Origin of the sequence: Candidatus Microthrix parvicella Bio17-1 (assembly GCF_000299415.1) — a bacterium.
GTDB classification, from domain to species: Bacteria; Actinomycetota; Acidimicrobiia; order Acidimicrobiales; family Microtrichaceae; genus Microthrix; species Microthrix parvicella.
This window is the reverse complement of the sequence record NZ_AMPG01000004.1, coordinates 106,271-119,244: the sequence shown is the minus strand read 5'-3', so window position 1 is coordinate 119,244 and position 12,974 is coordinate 106,271. Positions and strand designations below refer to the sequence as shown.

The window sequence follows — 12,974 nt, the reverse complement described above, 5'->3', positions numbered from 1 at the left end:
TACTATCGATCGACGCGCCCAGCCTCCAGCCGACCACTTGGCCCCTCACCGCCGGGGCCCGCTGCCGAAGGCCCCCCAAGCGCCCCATTCAGTAGAGTCGGAGGATGGCGTTCAAGCACCCCCGGCCTGCTCACAACCCGCCCCTCCCCCGCGGGGCGCTCGCCCTGATGCTGTTTGGCGGCCTGTCCCTGGTCGCCTGTGGTGGCACGACGTCAGCGGACGTGACGGCCTCCGAGGCGACCGGCGCTTCGACGCCGGCGGAGTCCGCCGGTGCCACGCCCTCCGACGCCAAAACGGCCAAGGCGCCGGGTTCAACCGGCGGAGAGGCCGCGATCACCACCACCACCAAGCCCGACGACGGGCGCGACCCGATCCTTGGATCGGGCAAGCCGGTGACCATCGCCTTTGCAGGCGACATGAACTTCGAGGGGCCCACCGGATCCCGGTTGGATGCCGATCCGGCGTCGGTCTTCGGGCCGGTCACCGACATCCTCTCCAGCGCCGACCTCACGGTCGCCAACCTCGAGACGGCGGTCACCAAGGGTGGCGGATCGCCGGTGGGCAAGCAGTTCACGTTCAGTACCGGGCCTCGGGCGTTTGACGCCATCAAGGCCGCCGGTATCGACGTGGTGTCCATGGCCAACAACCACGGTATGGACTACGGGGAATCCGGCTTCGCAGAGTCGCTCCAGGTCCGCGACGAGGTCGGCTTCCCGATCATCGGTATGGGTGCAAACGACGCCGAGGCCTTCGCCCCCCACATCGCCGAGGTGAACGGTCAGCGCCTTGCGGTCATCGCCGCCACCCAGGTGCTCGACGGCTCGTTCATCCAAAGTTGGACCGCCACCGCCGACCATGCCGGTCTGGCCTCGGCCAAGCGCGAGGATCGGCTCGTTCAGGCCGTGAGCGAGGCTCGCAAGAATGCGGACACCGTCATCGTGTTCCTGCACTGGGGCACCGAAACCCAAACCTGTCCGAACGAGGCCCAACAGTCGTTGACCCCCAAGCTGACCGCCGCCGGGGCCGACATCGTGGTTGGCGGGCACGCCCACCGGGTGATGTCAGGTGGCTTCTCCGGCGCCGCGTTCGTGGGGTACGGCCTGGGCAACTTTCTTTTTCAGGCCAACTCCGACCTGGGCCGCCGGTCCGGCGTGCTGAAGGTCACGGCCACCGGTCGGCACATCGACAACTACGAATGGGTGCCGGCGCTCATCAACGGCGCCAATCAGCCCATCCCGGCCGACGCCGCAGCGGCACAGAACCTGACCGCATCGTGGAATGAGCTGCGCGGCTGCACCGGCCTCACCGATGCGGCAACCGCCGAACCCCAGCCGGTGTCCTGATGGGCAACCCCACCACCACCGATGACCTGATTCGGTTCATCGAGGCTTCACCTTCTCCCTACCATGCGGCCGGCGAGGCCACCCGACGCCTGGTGGCCGCCGGGTTCACGTCAAGCCGATGGGGCGCTCCGTTCCCGGCGGAAGGTCCGGTGGTGGTGCGCCACGAGGGTTTCGTTGCGGCCTGGTGTCGCCGTGGCCAGGCGGCAGACGCCCCGCTGCGCATCGTCGGAGCACACACCGACAGCCCCAACCTGCGCGTCCGGCCGCAGCCCGATCGTTCGGTGGCCGGATGGCAGCAGTTGGGCGTCGAGGTCTACGGCGGCGCGTTGCTCAACAGTTGGCTCGACCGTGACCTCGGATTGTCGGGCCGGGTCGCCATCGCCCAGCCAGTTGCCACCGATGATCCGGCGTCTGACCATCCAACCTCCCGCGAGGGGATCACGATGCGGGAGGTGCGCTGGGACGAACCGTTGCTGCGGGTGCCCCAACTGGCGATCCACCTCGACCGGGAGATCCACACCGACGGCCTCAAGCTGAACGCCCAACAGCACCTCACCCCGGTGTGGGGCATCGCCCACGGCGGGGGCGCCCCCGCCCCCACCTCCGTCGGAGCTGCCGCTGATGGCGCCGGTTTCAAGGGCTGGCTGGCCGAGGAGCTCGAGGTCGATCCCAGCCTGATCCTCGCTTGGGATCTGATGACCCACGACCTCACCCCGCCGGCACTCCTCGGCAGGCGCCGCGAGCTCCTCGCGGCTCCGCGGCTGGACAACCTCTGCTCGGCCTGGGCCGGCGTCAACGCCATGGTTCAGGCCGCATCCTCGCCCGCTGCGAGCGACGCCGCCACGGTGCCGATGTTGATCCTGGCCGACCACGAGGAGGTGGGGTCCACCAGTGGCGTGGGTGCGGCCTCCGCAGCGATCGTTCGACTCGTCGAGGCCGTGATCCTCTCGGCGGACGAGGGCGCCGCTGCCACACCCGGCGGCCCGGCAGTGGGCGCTGCCATGGGCGGCACGGTGATCGCCTCGGCCGACATGGCACACGCCACCCACCCCAACTACGTCGACCGCCACGAGCCGGGTCACCACATCGCTCCCGGCGCCGGCCCGGCCCTCAAGGTCAACTCCAACCAGCGCTACGCCTCCGACGCCCGAACGGCCGCCTTGTTGCAGCGCGCCGCCGCAGGGGCGGGTGTGAACCTCCAGACGTACTCCCACCGGGGCGACCTGCCATGTGGCTCCACCATCGGCCCCACCCTGGCCGCCTCGCTGGGCGTTGGTGTGGTCGACGTGGGCGCACCTCAGTTGTCGATGCACTCGGCACGCGAGCTGATGGCGGTCGACGACATTCAACCGTTGGCCCGGCTGCTGGCCTCCTGGCTTGGCTGCTGAGCGGGTCGTTCGACGCGTGCGCCACCGACGTTTCGCTCCAGCGCCGCTCACGGGCGCGACGGCTCGGGCGGCGGCGAGCGTCGTGCTCGCCGTCCTGCTCGCCGCCTGCTCCGGAGCGAACCGATCGCCCGGTTCGACGGCCTCCTCGGCACCGACGACGGCGAACCCGGGGTCGGCCACCGCCTCGCCCACCTCGCCCGTCGCCCCCAGCACGGGTTCCGGACAGGCGGTCACCATGGTCTTTGGCGGCGACACGGCCATCCGGGGCCCCAGCGTCAAGTTGCTGGAGGCCGACCCGGCTTCGGTCTTCGGGCCGATCACCGAGCAACTCACGGGTGCCGACCTGGCATTGCTGAACCTGGAGACCGCCATCACCACCGGCCCGGCCACTCCCGAAGACAAGGAGTTCACGTTCTCCACCGGACCCGAGGTGTTCGATGCGCTTCGCGCTGCGGGGGTGGACGGCGTGTCGATGGCCAACAACCACGCCGTCGATTTTGGCGTCGACGGCCTGGCCCAGAGCCTCGATGCGATCGACGCCGACGGTTTCCCCGTGGTGGGCATCGGGCGGGATGAGGCGGCCGCCTACGCCCCGCACGTCTTCGAGGTGAACGGGCAACGCATCGCCGTGCTCGGCACCACCGAGGTCATCGATTCACAGCTGGTCAAAACCTGGACCGCCACCGATTCTCAGCCCGGTTTGTCGTCGGCCAAACGGGTCGACCGTCTCGTCGAGGCCGTTCGGGCCGCCCGCACCGATGCCGACACGGTGGTGGTGCTCATCCACAGGGGTACCCAGTACGTGCCGTGTCCCACCGATGTCCAGTTGGCGCTGGCCGACGCGCTCTCCGAGGCCGGCGCCGACATCGTCGTCGGGGGCCACCAACACCGCGTGGGTGGCGCCGGTTTTTACGGCTCGGCGCTGGTCGGCTACGGCCTGGGCAACTTCTTGTTCTCGGCCAGTTCCCCGGCTGCGAGCCACAGCGGACTGCTGGAGGTCACGGCCACCGGCCGCCGCATCGACGGCTACCGCTGGATCCCGGCGGTGATCAACGATGACGCACAGCCGATACCCGTCCCGCCGGACGTACGGCCCTATCGGGGCCTGATGAACGACTGGAACGCCCTCCGAACCTGCACCGATCTCACGGCCGACCGGCGCGACGGTTAGCGACGGCTACAGCCGGCAGGTCCGCAGATCGCTGGCAAGGATCGCCTTCGCTCCGATGCGGGACAACGAGTCCATGACGACGTTGGCCTCGGCCTTGGCCACCATCACCCGGATCGCCACCCAGCCCTCGCGCGCCAGGGGCGTCACGGTGACGCCCTCCATGCCCGGGGCCACCGCCGTGGCCTCCGCCATCAGTTCCGCAGGCAGGTCGTACTCCACCATCAGGTACTCGGCGGCCACCACCACGCCGCGGAGGCGTTCGACCATGACCCGGGCGGCCTCGTCGGGCTTCCGCCCGCGCTGGGTGATCAGCACGGCCTCCGAGGCGAGCAGCGGCTCGCCGATCAGTTCCAGGCCCGCGTCGGCCATGGTGCGGCCCGACTGCACCACGTCGGCCACCGCGTCGGCCACGCCCAGGCTGGGCGCCAGTTCGACGGCGCCGTCCAGGTGGATGATCGACGCCTCCACGCGCTGTTTCGTCAGGTAGGCGCCCAGGAGCCCGTCGTAGGAGGTGGCAATTCGGGCCCCGTCAACCAGCGCGAATCCGGAACCGGCAGGAGCGGCCAGACGAAACTCGGCCTTTCCGAAGCCCAGCGACAACACCTCGTCCACCGGCGCCTGGCTGTCGCTGGACAGGTCGCGCCCGGTGATCCCCAGGTCGATCACGCCGCTGCCCACGTAGATGGCGATGTCCCGGGGACGCAGAAAGAGAAACTCCACCGACTCATCCCGGTCGTACACCCGCAACGCCTTGCCCGAGCGGCCCAGGCGGTAGCCGGCCTCACTCATCAGCTCGGCGGCCTCCTCGGAGAGGGCCCCCTTGTTGGGCAGCGCCACCCGCATTGGTGCCTTCGGGTCGGCCCCCGTCAGGTTCGCGGTGGACGGCTCAGCGGTGGACGGCTCAGAGGTGGGCATACACGTCCTCCAGGCTCAAGCCGGTGGCCAGCATCATCACCTGCAGGTGATAGAGCAACTGGCTGATCTCCTCAGCGGTCCGTGCGGGGCCCTCGTGCTCGGCCGCCATCCACACCTCGGCCGCCTCCTCCACCAACTTCTTGCCCACCTCGTGAGGCCCGGCGGCCACCGCCGCCACCGTGCCGGAGTCAGGGTCGCCCGCAGCCACCTTGGTCTGGAGCTCACCAAAGAGCTCTTCGAATCGCTTCATCGCCGTCCCGGTGATCGTCGAATGGACGCAGGAACCTACCGGAGGTTCGCCACAACCCCCAGCCCGCCACCTTGCCGGCGCCGCGCCGCTCGATCGTTGGAAGACCATTCTTCGACGACGGCCTCCAAGTCGCTACGGTGCCGCCGTGACACTCCTTCGGCATCGGCGCCGCTTCCGATGACACCGTCCGACGCCCGCGCCCTGCTCGGCGTCAGCCCGCAGGCCACCCACGACGAGGTGCGTGCGGCCTTCCGGGCACAGATCGGTCGTCATCACCCCGACGTCAACCCTGCTCCGGGCACCTCCGCCCGCGCCATGGCACTGATCGAGGCCTGGGAAGTGCTCAGCGTCGAACCGGCCGTTACAGACCCCCCGGTTACAGACCCCCCGATCACAGACCCCCCGATCACAGACCCCCCGATCACAGGTCCCCTGGCGGCGTGGGCGACCGGGTCGTCGGTCATGGCCGCCGCCCCTGCGGACGAGGTCATGCTGTGGCTGATCGATGCCGCCCACCGGGTTGGCGACGTCACCTTCCTCGACATGGCGGCAGGACTGGTCGAGGCACTGGTCGAGTTCGTCGACGGCCCGGTGGTCACCCTCACCCTGTCGCTCCAGGGACGGGTTGCCGCGGGCACCGAGGTGTTCATTTCGATGGAGCCGTGGAGCCGACCGCCGCGTCCCGACCTACCCGATCCCGACGCGGTCGCCCGCCTGCTGGCACACCATCTCTGCGAGGCGGCCGCCGAACTCGGCCCGCCCCTCACCGACTGAGCGCACAACCACCTGAGCGCACAACCACCTGAGCGCACAACCACCTGGTCGCTGAAGCGATCAGCAGACCACGGTGGTGTCCTGTGCGGTCCCGGCACGCGCTGCCTCCCAGGCGGCGATGGCCTCGCCCATCGGGGTTGAGGGAGGGCCCCCCACGCTGGGCCATAACTCCTCCGAGATCAGGCGCCAGTTCGCGGTGGCACCCAGTTCCCCCAACAGCGCAAACAAACCGAGGTTGATGCGCTGCACGATCACCCAGTCGCCCGGCAGGTTGGCCGACTTCATGATGTCGGCGTACGGGCCGGTGAGGTCGAAGTAGCGACGTACCGCTTCGGCCGACCAGTCGGACCCGATGCTGTGCACACCCTCCTCGGCGATGTGGTCGTAGAAGTGACCGAAGTACGAGGCCACCTGCTCAATGGTGAACGGCGCATCAGCAGGCAACAACCCGATGCGTTCCACCTCGCTGCGGAACCGCTCCAGGTCGTGGTCGATCACCATGGCGACGATCAGCGACTCGAAGTCGGCGACGGTGGCGACATCAAACGTTTTCACCAGGCCGTAGTCGAGAAAGCTCACCCGGCCGTCCTCACCAAACAGGTAGTTGCCCGGATGCGGGTCGCCGTTGAATGCGTGCATGCCGTAGATCGACCCGAACACGTAGCGAAAGATGGTCTCTCCGAACAGGTCCCGTTCGGCCTGGGGCGCCTCGACGATGTCGGCCCAGCGTCTGCCCTGCACGAACTCGCTGCACAGCACCCGCCCGGTGGAGTACTCGTCGATCACGGCCGGAACGGAGATGGTGGGATGGCCCTCGTAATACGCTGCGAATCGGCGTTGATGATCGGCCTCGGCCCGGTAGTCGAGCTCCTCGGTCAGCCGCTCCCGCAACTCGGCCACGATCGGCTTGGGGTCCATCCCTGGGAACATCATGCCCAGCGCATTGAACACCACGTCGGAGGTCTCCAGGTCGTGACGGATCGCGTCGTCGACCCCCGGGTACTGCACCTTGACGGCCACCTCGCGTCCGTCGTGGGTCACCGCCCGATGCACCTGCCCAATGCTCGCAGCAGCAATCGGACGTTCGCCCCACTCGGCAAACAGCTCATCCGGGGGCGCGCCGAGCTCATCGGTCACCATCTTGGCCGCCAGTTCCGGGGCCATCGGGGGAGCATCGGACTGCAACTGCACCAATGCCTGGCGCACCGGCTCGGGCAGCCCGGTCTCCAGGTAGCTGGCCATCTGTCCCAGCTTCATCAGCGCGCCCTTCATGTTGCCGAGGGCCTCGGCCACCGCCTCCGCCGAGGCCAACTCGGCCTCGGCGCGCAGTTCGGCCTTTCGCTCCGGCGCCGCACCAACCGACCGCGCCCGGCTCAGGGCGACGGTGGCGCCGGCCTTGGCCCCCACGCGGGCCAGCTGTGCACGGCGGGCCATCCGGGCGGTGACCATGGTGGGTGCCTGACGCCCCCTGCGCCGGGCGGCGATCGCCACGGCAGACGCGGCTGCCAGGCCCACGGCCCCCACCGCCAGGAGACGTCGCTGCGAGCGCGGTAAGGAGCATCTTCGCCGGGGGGAGGGGGAGTCCATCGCCGCACGGTAATCGCCACGGCGCCCGATGATCGAAGCGTGCTCGCCCGCTTGTCAGCCCTCGGTGATGGTGACCGACTCGATCACCACGTCGGTCGTTGGCCGATCACCGCGGCCGGTCTGCACCGACTGGATCTTGTCCAACACGTCGAGGCCGTCCAGCACCTTGCCAAACAGCGAATAGTTGGGCGGCAGCCCAATGCCGCTGGGACCGGACACCACGAAGAACTGGCTGCCGTTGGTGTCGGGGCCTGCGTTGGCCATCACCAACGAGCCCAGCTGATATTCGCCCGGCTGGGGCAGCTCGTCGGCAAACCGGTAGCCGGGACCGCCGCGGCCGGTGCCTTCAGGGTCACCACCTTGAATCACAAAGTCCTTGATGATCCGGTGGAAGATGACGCCGTCGAAGTAGTGATAGCGGGCCAGGAACACAAAGTTGTTCACCGTCTTGGGCGCCCGCTTGGGCAGCAACTGCACAAACATCGTGCCCATCGAGGTGACGATCTCAGCGTGGTAGGTGGTCTCCGGATCGATACACATCGGGGGCGGGGCGTCGAACTTGGTGGTGCGTGGGCTGGAGCCGTCGGTGTTGGGGCATTCGGCCATGGTGGGGGTCGCCTTCCTGGACGGACGCCGTCGGTCCGCCACACCGCACAGCGTAGGCGCCCACAGCCGCCGGCCCGCCCATCGTCCCTGCCGCGTCCCCGCCGCTACCGCAGTTGGTCCAAGATCGGAATCGCCGCCTGCTCTTGGAGAAACAGCACCGACTGGGCGCCCTCGCGTCCAGGGGCTGTCGGCAGGATGAGGGTATCCGGGCTGGTACCGGCCAGGCCGCGTGCCAACCCGAGCGCCCCAAACGCGGACAGGTCGTCGTCGATGGTGAGATCCTTGCCCAGGGCCCTGGCCACCTTGGTGAGACCGACCGGATTGCGGGTGGCCCCCACCTTGCCCATGACCGCCTTCATAAACTCCTGTTGTCGCAGTTGGCGGCCCAGGTCGGCGGTGGGATCTTCACGTGGCACCCCATCGATCACCTCGGTGTAGTGACGCGAACGTACATAGGCCAGGGCCTGTTCCCCGTCGAGCTCCACCGGACCGGTCTGGTCAACCGAGAGTCCGCTGTTGGTATCGAAGGCAGGGTGGGGGAAGTTGATCGTGACCCCACCGACCGCGTCCACCAGCGATCCGAACGTGACGAAATCCACTTCCACGTAGTGATGGATGGGGATCTCGAGTGAGCTCTGCACCGTGGCGACCAGTCGAGCCGGCCCGCCGTTGTAGGCGGCGTTGATCTTCGCCGATCCGTCCGTGCCGGAAATCGGCACCCACAGGTCCCGTGGGATCGACATCATCTTTGGCGTTCCGTCCCCCACCCGCATCACGATCAGCGTGTCGGCCCGCTCCCCCGCCACCGACCCGTCGGCACGCTGGTCCGACCCGGCGATCAGGTAGTTCACCCCAGGACCGTTCTGGGGGGTGAGCACGCCGGAGAGGTCCACCCGGTTCACCCCGGCGAACAGGCTGTAGAGGTAGAGGCCGAACCCAGCCACCAGCAGCAGTGGCACCAGCGGGATCGCCAGCCACAACCACCGCTTCCTGGGCAGGCGCAACCGCCGGCGACGTCCCGGCGGACGTCTCGACCTGGCGGGTGCGACCGGGAGCGGGGCCACCGAGGTGGGAGGACCGGCCGACGCCGGTCGTTGCATCGAAGGTGCCGGTGGCCCCGGCGAACCGGCACCGGCTGGTTCGGTCTGCTCCGGCACATAGACCTGACGCGGACCGGCAGCAGGGGGCCGCGCCGGCGTCGCAGGTGCCGGCGGCGTCGCAGGTGCCGGCGGCGTCGCAGGTGCCGGCGGCGGCTCCCCTTCGGGCGGCGCCGGGGATCCACCATCGTCGCCGGGGGCAGGCACGTAGAACTTGTGGCTTTCGTCGGCGTTCACGTGTCACCTCTTCATCCGGGCACCGGGTGACAGTGTGCCGGCGGATCGGGTCACTGCGGTGCAATGCTGTTCCGCCGCTCAACAGACGGGGCGGTGTGGACCTGAGAGCGCCGACAGCCCGAGCACGACCGCAGGCCGACACCGGTACGATTTCCAGCCGTGACACCGCGATCCCAGCCCTCCGGGGACAGCCGAACCAGCGGTCTTCCGGGGTCGACCAGGGTGGGGCATCGCATCGTTGGACGAGTGGTCGTGGTGGGGTTTCTCACGTCCTTCCTGGCCACGCTCGTTGCCTGTGGAACGTCACTCGATGGCACCCCAACAGCCGACGCCGCCGGGGCCCCGTCCAGCTCCGCCGGGGAAGAGGTTGAACCGGCCCACACGTCCGAGGCAGGTGTCACCATCATCTCCGAGCTCACCGGCGACGGACCGCGGGCCGACACGGCGGCGTGTGTGCAGTTGGACGTCAGGTTGAAGGTCGCCGACGGGGACACCCATGTCACCACCCCGACGGGCGACCACTCAATGGTGGTGTCCCTGAACGACACCCGGGTGATTCCGGGAATTCGATCGGGTGCCCGCGGCATGAGGGTGGGCGGGCGACGCGCACTCGGGATTCCACCGGCATTGGCCTACGGCGATCATGGCTGGAAGCTCGGCGGGGTTCCGCCGGGTGCAAGGTTGCACGCCGACGTGACGGTGCTCTGGGCCGCTGATCCACCGAAGTGGTCGTGGGAGTCGCTGCACCATGCTGTCAGCTCCGGCCAACATCACCTGAGCCTTGACGAAGGCAGCGGACCCGCGCTCGAAGCCGGGGGTCAGGCCACCGCGTTGATCTCCTCCATGGACCTCAAACATGACGCCGTGCTGAAAACAGGTTGGCCATCGTGTTCTGCGCAGGCGATCGACCTGGGGTCCAGCGACGTCTCGGTTTGGTTCCGGAACGAGTTGAAGGGCCTACGCAGCGGTGGCACCCGAATCGTGTTGAAACCCAGCGACGTACCGGCGGAGCAGGCCGACGCCTGGCTGGTCACCCTGGTTGGCGTGCGCAACTGAGCCCAGGCTCACCAGGTGTTGGTGAAGCTCAGCCATCAGCGAAACGGCGGACCGGCAACCCATGCCACCAACGAACGACGACGCCCGTGCCGAAGCGGGGTCACCCGGTGATACTCATACGCGGGGAACACCACCGCCGAGCCCTGCCCGTTGACGTGCCGCAACCGGTCCGGGTCTTCCGGATCCGCCAGGCGATCGGGCAACTCCAGTTGAGCCCCGTCGTAGCCGCCCGGGTCGGTGAGTTGCACCACCACGGTGATCTTCCTGGTTGAGACGTCGCCGTCCAGCCCGTCCCGATGCCAGGTGTAGTGGTCGCCCGGACCGTCGTAGCGGGTGTATTGCAGTTCCTCCTCGAAGCCAACCAGGTCGAAGCCCCAACCTTCATTCGCCTCGCGCACCAGCCGAGCGAGCCGCTCGAAGATCCACCAGGTGTCGTCGTCGGCGGCCAGCCAACTCACCGAGGACGACCGAACACGGTCCACCTCGTCGTCGCCCTCGATCGAGCCGACCTCCGCGCACTCGGGTTCGGCCAGCGCCACGATGCGCCGACACTCCTCAGGGGTGAAGGCGGCATCGACCACATGGTGGGATGCCTGGTGCCGTGGCGTCGGCGAGATCAACGGCAACCAGTTGATCGGCGGCTCCGCATCAGCCACTTCGTCGCTCAGGGCGTGGTCTGCTCCACCCCGGGGTCGGGTGTGTTCAGCGCGTCCCCGGATACTGTGGCGCCCTCGTCTGGCGACAGCTCGTTGTCTGGGAAGTAGTAGGTGGTGCTGACGACGACCGTGGTCGTGGCGAAGGAGCTCGGCGTACCGATCGAGTTGTCCTTGTTTCCGGTGAACACCACCTCAGCAGCGGGGTCCTCCAAGGTGGGGCTGTCGTCGCCACACGCCACCAGCGTGCCACCGGCCAGCAGTGCCAGCGCACCCCAGCCGGCGCAGCGGCGAAGCGTTGGGCGGCGGCGAGGCGTTGATTCCGTGCTCATCTGGCGTGCTCCTTCGGACGGGTCAGAACCACATCACTGTGGTCTGGCGGGGGCCCCGCCCGCAAGCTGGGCCACCGCACCACCTGGTCTCAGCGCTCGGCGAAGAAGACCATCTTCGATTCTGTGTAGTGGTCCAGGGCCGCCATACCGAGTTCCCGGCCCATCCCCGACTGCTTGAACCCGCCAAACGGGGCCTCGTAGCGCACCGAGCTGTTGGAGTTCACCGAGAGCACTCCGGTTCGGATCGATCGGGAGACGCGCAGCGCCCGGCCAACGTCTCCGGTCCACACCGAGCCGGAGAGGCCGTAGGGGCTGTCGTTGGCCAGCCGAATCGCCTCGGCCTCGTCGTCGAAGGCGATGACCGCCGCCACCGGCCCGAAGATCTCCTCCTGGCCCACCCGGGAATCGTTGGCCACGTTCGTCAACACCGCAGGGTTCATGAAGAACCCCGGATCGGCCGTCTCGCCGCCGGTGACCAACCGGGCGCCCTCGGCGGCGCCGATCGACAGGTAGTCCACCGCTTGATCCCGCTGACCGGCCGAGATCATCGGGCCGATCTCGGTCTCCGGGTCGGTTGGGTCGCCCACCCGCAGCGCCTTGGTTCGCTCGACGAGCGCGTCGGTGAACTCGCCCAGCACCGAGCGTTGCACCAGCACTCTCGACCGTGCGCAGCAGTCCTGCCCGGCATTGGCGAACACCGAGATGGGAATCTCGGCGGCGGCAAGCGCAACGTCGCCGTCGTCGAAGACGACTGCCGCCGACTTGCCACCCAGTTCCAGCGACACCCTGGTGATGTTGGGTGCAGCCGACATCAGGATGGAGGTGCCGGTGGAGGTGTCGCCGGTGAACGACACCTTGTCCACCCGGGGGTCGGACACCAGCGCCGAGCCCAGCGTGGAGCCGGGTCCGGGCAGCACCGAAACGCACCCGGACGGAACCCCTGCGTCCACGAGCACCTGGCCCAACAGCAACGCACCAAGTGGGGTGAGGGACGCCGGTTTGACGATCACCGAGTTGCCGGCAGCCAGCGCAGGGCCCAACTTCCAGGTGGCGATGTAGCTGGGGAAGTTCCACGGCACCACCAGGGCGCACACACCCACCGGCACGCGAGACACGGTCATCATGCCCGGGTCGCGTACCGGGATGACGTCGCCGAAGTGCTTGTTGGCGGCCCCTGCGTAGTAGTCGAACACGTCTGCCATGGCGCCCGCCTCCCAGCGGGCGTCGGTGATCGTGTGTCCGGCGTCGGCCACCTCGGTGTCGGCAAACTCGTCAGCCCGCTCCCGGATCAGCCGGGCGGCGTTGGCCAGCACCCTGCCCCGTTCGGTGGCCGAGGTGGTGGCCCACTCCCCCGTTCCGTCAGCGAACGACGCTCGGGCGGCATCCAGCGCGGCGTCCAAATCGGATGCACCCGCCTGGGCCACCTCGCCGAGTGGCTCGCCGGTGGCGGGGTTGTAGGTCGTGAAGGTGGCGCCATCGGCGGCGGGGCGCCGTTGTCCGGCGACGATCAGTTCAAACAGCTCAGATGACATGGATCGGGAGGTTAGTTGCCTGGGTCATCTACG

The 12,974-nt window shown here is 68.5% G+C and carries 13 protein-coding genes; 5 read left to right on the top strand and 8 right to left on the bottom strand.

What is annotated here, in order from left to right:
* Positions 1-104 precede the first annotated feature (104 nt).
* The 3 genes from MPARV_RS0116315 to MPARV_RS0116305 are packed head-to-tail and all read left to right on the top strand — an operon-like array spanning position 105 to position 3,902.
* Positions 105-1,343: a CapA family protein gene (locus tag MPARV_RS0116315; protein ID WP_020379030.1), complete on the top strand. Its 1,239-nt coding sequence runs from the start codon at positions 105-107 to the stop codon at positions 1,341-1,343.
* The gene (locus MPARV_RS0116310) at positions 1,343-2,731 is read left to right on the top strand and encodes a M18 family aminopeptidase (RefSeq protein ID WP_020379029.1); all 1,389 of its coding nucleotides are present in this window, start codon (positions 1,343-1,345) and stop codon (positions 2,729-2,731) included. Before MPARV_RS0116315 ends, MPARV_RS0116310 begins: the two co-directional genes overlap by 1 nt.
* Complete coding sequence (locus MPARV_RS0116305; RefSeq protein WP_157789688.1) at positions 2,721-3,902, top strand: CapA family protein; 1,182 nt, start codon at positions 2,721-2,723, stop codon at positions 3,900-3,902. Before MPARV_RS0116310 ends, MPARV_RS0116305 begins: the two co-directional genes overlap by 11 nt.
* 6 nt (positions 3,903-3,908) lie before the next feature.
* On the opposite strand, the gene hisG is transcribed toward MPARV_RS0116305, so the two are convergent.
* Positions 3,909-4,745, bottom strand: a complete 837-nt coding sequence (hisG, locus tag MPARV_RS0116300) for an ATP phosphoribosyltransferase (RefSeq protein WP_031278942.1) — start codon at positions 4,743-4,745, stop codon at positions 3,909-3,911.
* A 58-nt stretch (positions 4,746-4,803) separates the two neighbouring features.
* Positions 4,804-5,067 carry a phosphoribosyl-ATP diphosphatase gene (locus MPARV_RS0116295; protein WP_012229275.1) on the bottom strand — a complete coding sequence of 88 codons (264 nt, stop codon included), beginning with the start codon at positions 5,065-5,067 and terminating at the stop codon, positions 4,804-4,806.
* A gap of 177 nt (positions 5,068-5,244) precedes the next feature.
* On the opposite strand from MPARV_RS0116295, the gene MPARV_RS23005 reads away from it, so the two are divergent.
* A complete protein-coding gene (locus MPARV_RS23005) occupies positions 5,245-5,841 on the top strand; it encodes a DnaJ domain-containing protein (protein ID WP_051012036.1) in 597 nt (198 codons plus the stop codon).
* A gap of 60 nt (positions 5,842-5,901) precedes the next feature.
* Here the strand turns inward: MPARV_RS23005 and MPARV_RS0116285 are convergent, their stop codons facing one another.
* From MPARV_RS0116285 to MPARV_RS0116275, 3 genes are all read right to left on the bottom strand, one after another.
* A complete protein-coding gene (locus MPARV_RS0116285) occupies positions 5,902-7,356 on the bottom strand; it encodes an ABC1 kinase family protein (protein ID WP_157789687.1) in 1,455 nt (484 codons plus the stop codon).
* 126 nt (positions 7,357-7,482) lie between these two features.
* Complete coding sequence (locus MPARV_RS0116280) at positions 7,483-8,076, bottom strand: peptidylprolyl isomerase (RefSeq protein ID WP_012229270.1); 594 nt, start codon at positions 8,074-8,076, stop codon at positions 7,483-7,485.
* A 62-nt stretch (positions 8,077-8,138) separates the two neighbouring features.
* Positions 8,139-9,368 carry an LCP family protein gene (locus MPARV_RS0116275; RefSeq protein WP_157789686.1) on the bottom strand — a complete coding sequence of 410 codons (1,230 nt, stop codon included), beginning with the start codon at positions 9,366-9,368 and terminating at the stop codon, positions 8,139-8,141.
* 159 nt (positions 9,369-9,527) lie between these two features.
* Between MPARV_RS0116275 and MPARV_RS0116270 the strand changes: the two genes are divergently transcribed.
* Positions 9,528-10,424: an FKBP-type peptidyl-prolyl cis-trans isomerase gene (locus MPARV_RS0116270; RefSeq protein ID WP_081582382.1), complete on the top strand. Its 897-nt coding sequence runs from the start codon at positions 9,528-9,530 to the stop codon at positions 10,422-10,424.
* Positions 10,425-10,459: 35 nt separating this feature from the next.
* On the opposite strand, the gene MPARV_RS0116265 is transcribed toward MPARV_RS0116270, so the two are convergent.
* The 3 genes from MPARV_RS0116265 to MPARV_RS0116255 all read right to left on the bottom strand — a co-directional run bounded on the left by MPARV_RS0116265 (position 10,460) and on the right by MPARV_RS0116255 (position 12,941).
* The gene (locus MPARV_RS0116265; RefSeq protein ID WP_012229267.1) at positions 10,460-11,080 is read right to left on the bottom strand and encodes a 2OG-Fe(II) oxygenase; all 621 of its coding nucleotides are present in this window, start codon (positions 11,078-11,080) and stop codon (positions 10,460-10,462) included.
* 8 nt (positions 11,081-11,088) lie between these two features.
* Positions 11,089-11,409, bottom strand: coding sequence for a hypothetical protein (locus MPARV_RS0116260; RefSeq protein ID WP_012229266.1), 321 nt, complete (start codon positions 11,407-11,409; stop codon positions 11,089-11,091).
* Positions 11,410-11,498: 89 nt separating this feature from the next.
* Positions 11,499-12,941, bottom strand: coding sequence for an aldehyde dehydrogenase family protein (locus MPARV_RS0116255; RefSeq protein WP_020379022.1), 1,443 nt, complete (start codon positions 12,939-12,941; stop codon positions 11,499-11,501).
* Positions 12,942-12,974 lie beyond the last annotated feature (33 nt).

Bases quoted from the DNA above. Each gene is read 5' to 3' on its own strand.
- MPARV_RS23005 (WP_051012036.1), top strand. From the start codon at position 5,245: ATGACACCGTCCGACGCCCGCGCCCTGCTCGGCGTCAGCCCGCAGGCC.
- hisG (WP_031278942.1), bottom strand. From the start codon at position 4,745: ATGCGGGTGGCGCTGCCCAACAAGGGGGCCCTCTCCGAGGAGGCCGCC.
- MPARV_RS0116310 (WP_020379029.1), top strand. From the start codon at position 1,343: ATGGGCAACCCCACCACCACCGATGACCTGATTCGGTTCATCGAGGCT.
- MPARV_RS0116315 (WP_020379030.1), top strand. From the start codon at position 105: ATGGCGTTCAAGCACCCCCGGCCTGCTCACAACCCGCCCCTCCCCCGC.
- MPARV_RS0116260 (WP_012229266.1), bottom strand. From the start codon at position 11,409: ATGAGCACGGAATCAACGCCTCGCCGCCGCCCAACGCTTCGCCGCTGC.
- MPARV_RS0116255 (WP_020379022.1), bottom strand. From the start codon at position 12,941: ATGTCATCTGAGCTGTTTGAACTGATCGTCGCCGGACAACGGCGCCCC.
- MPARV_RS0116295 (WP_012229275.1), bottom strand. From the start codon at position 5,067: ATGAAGCGATTCGAAGAGCTCTTTGGTGAGCTCCAGACCAAGGTGGCT.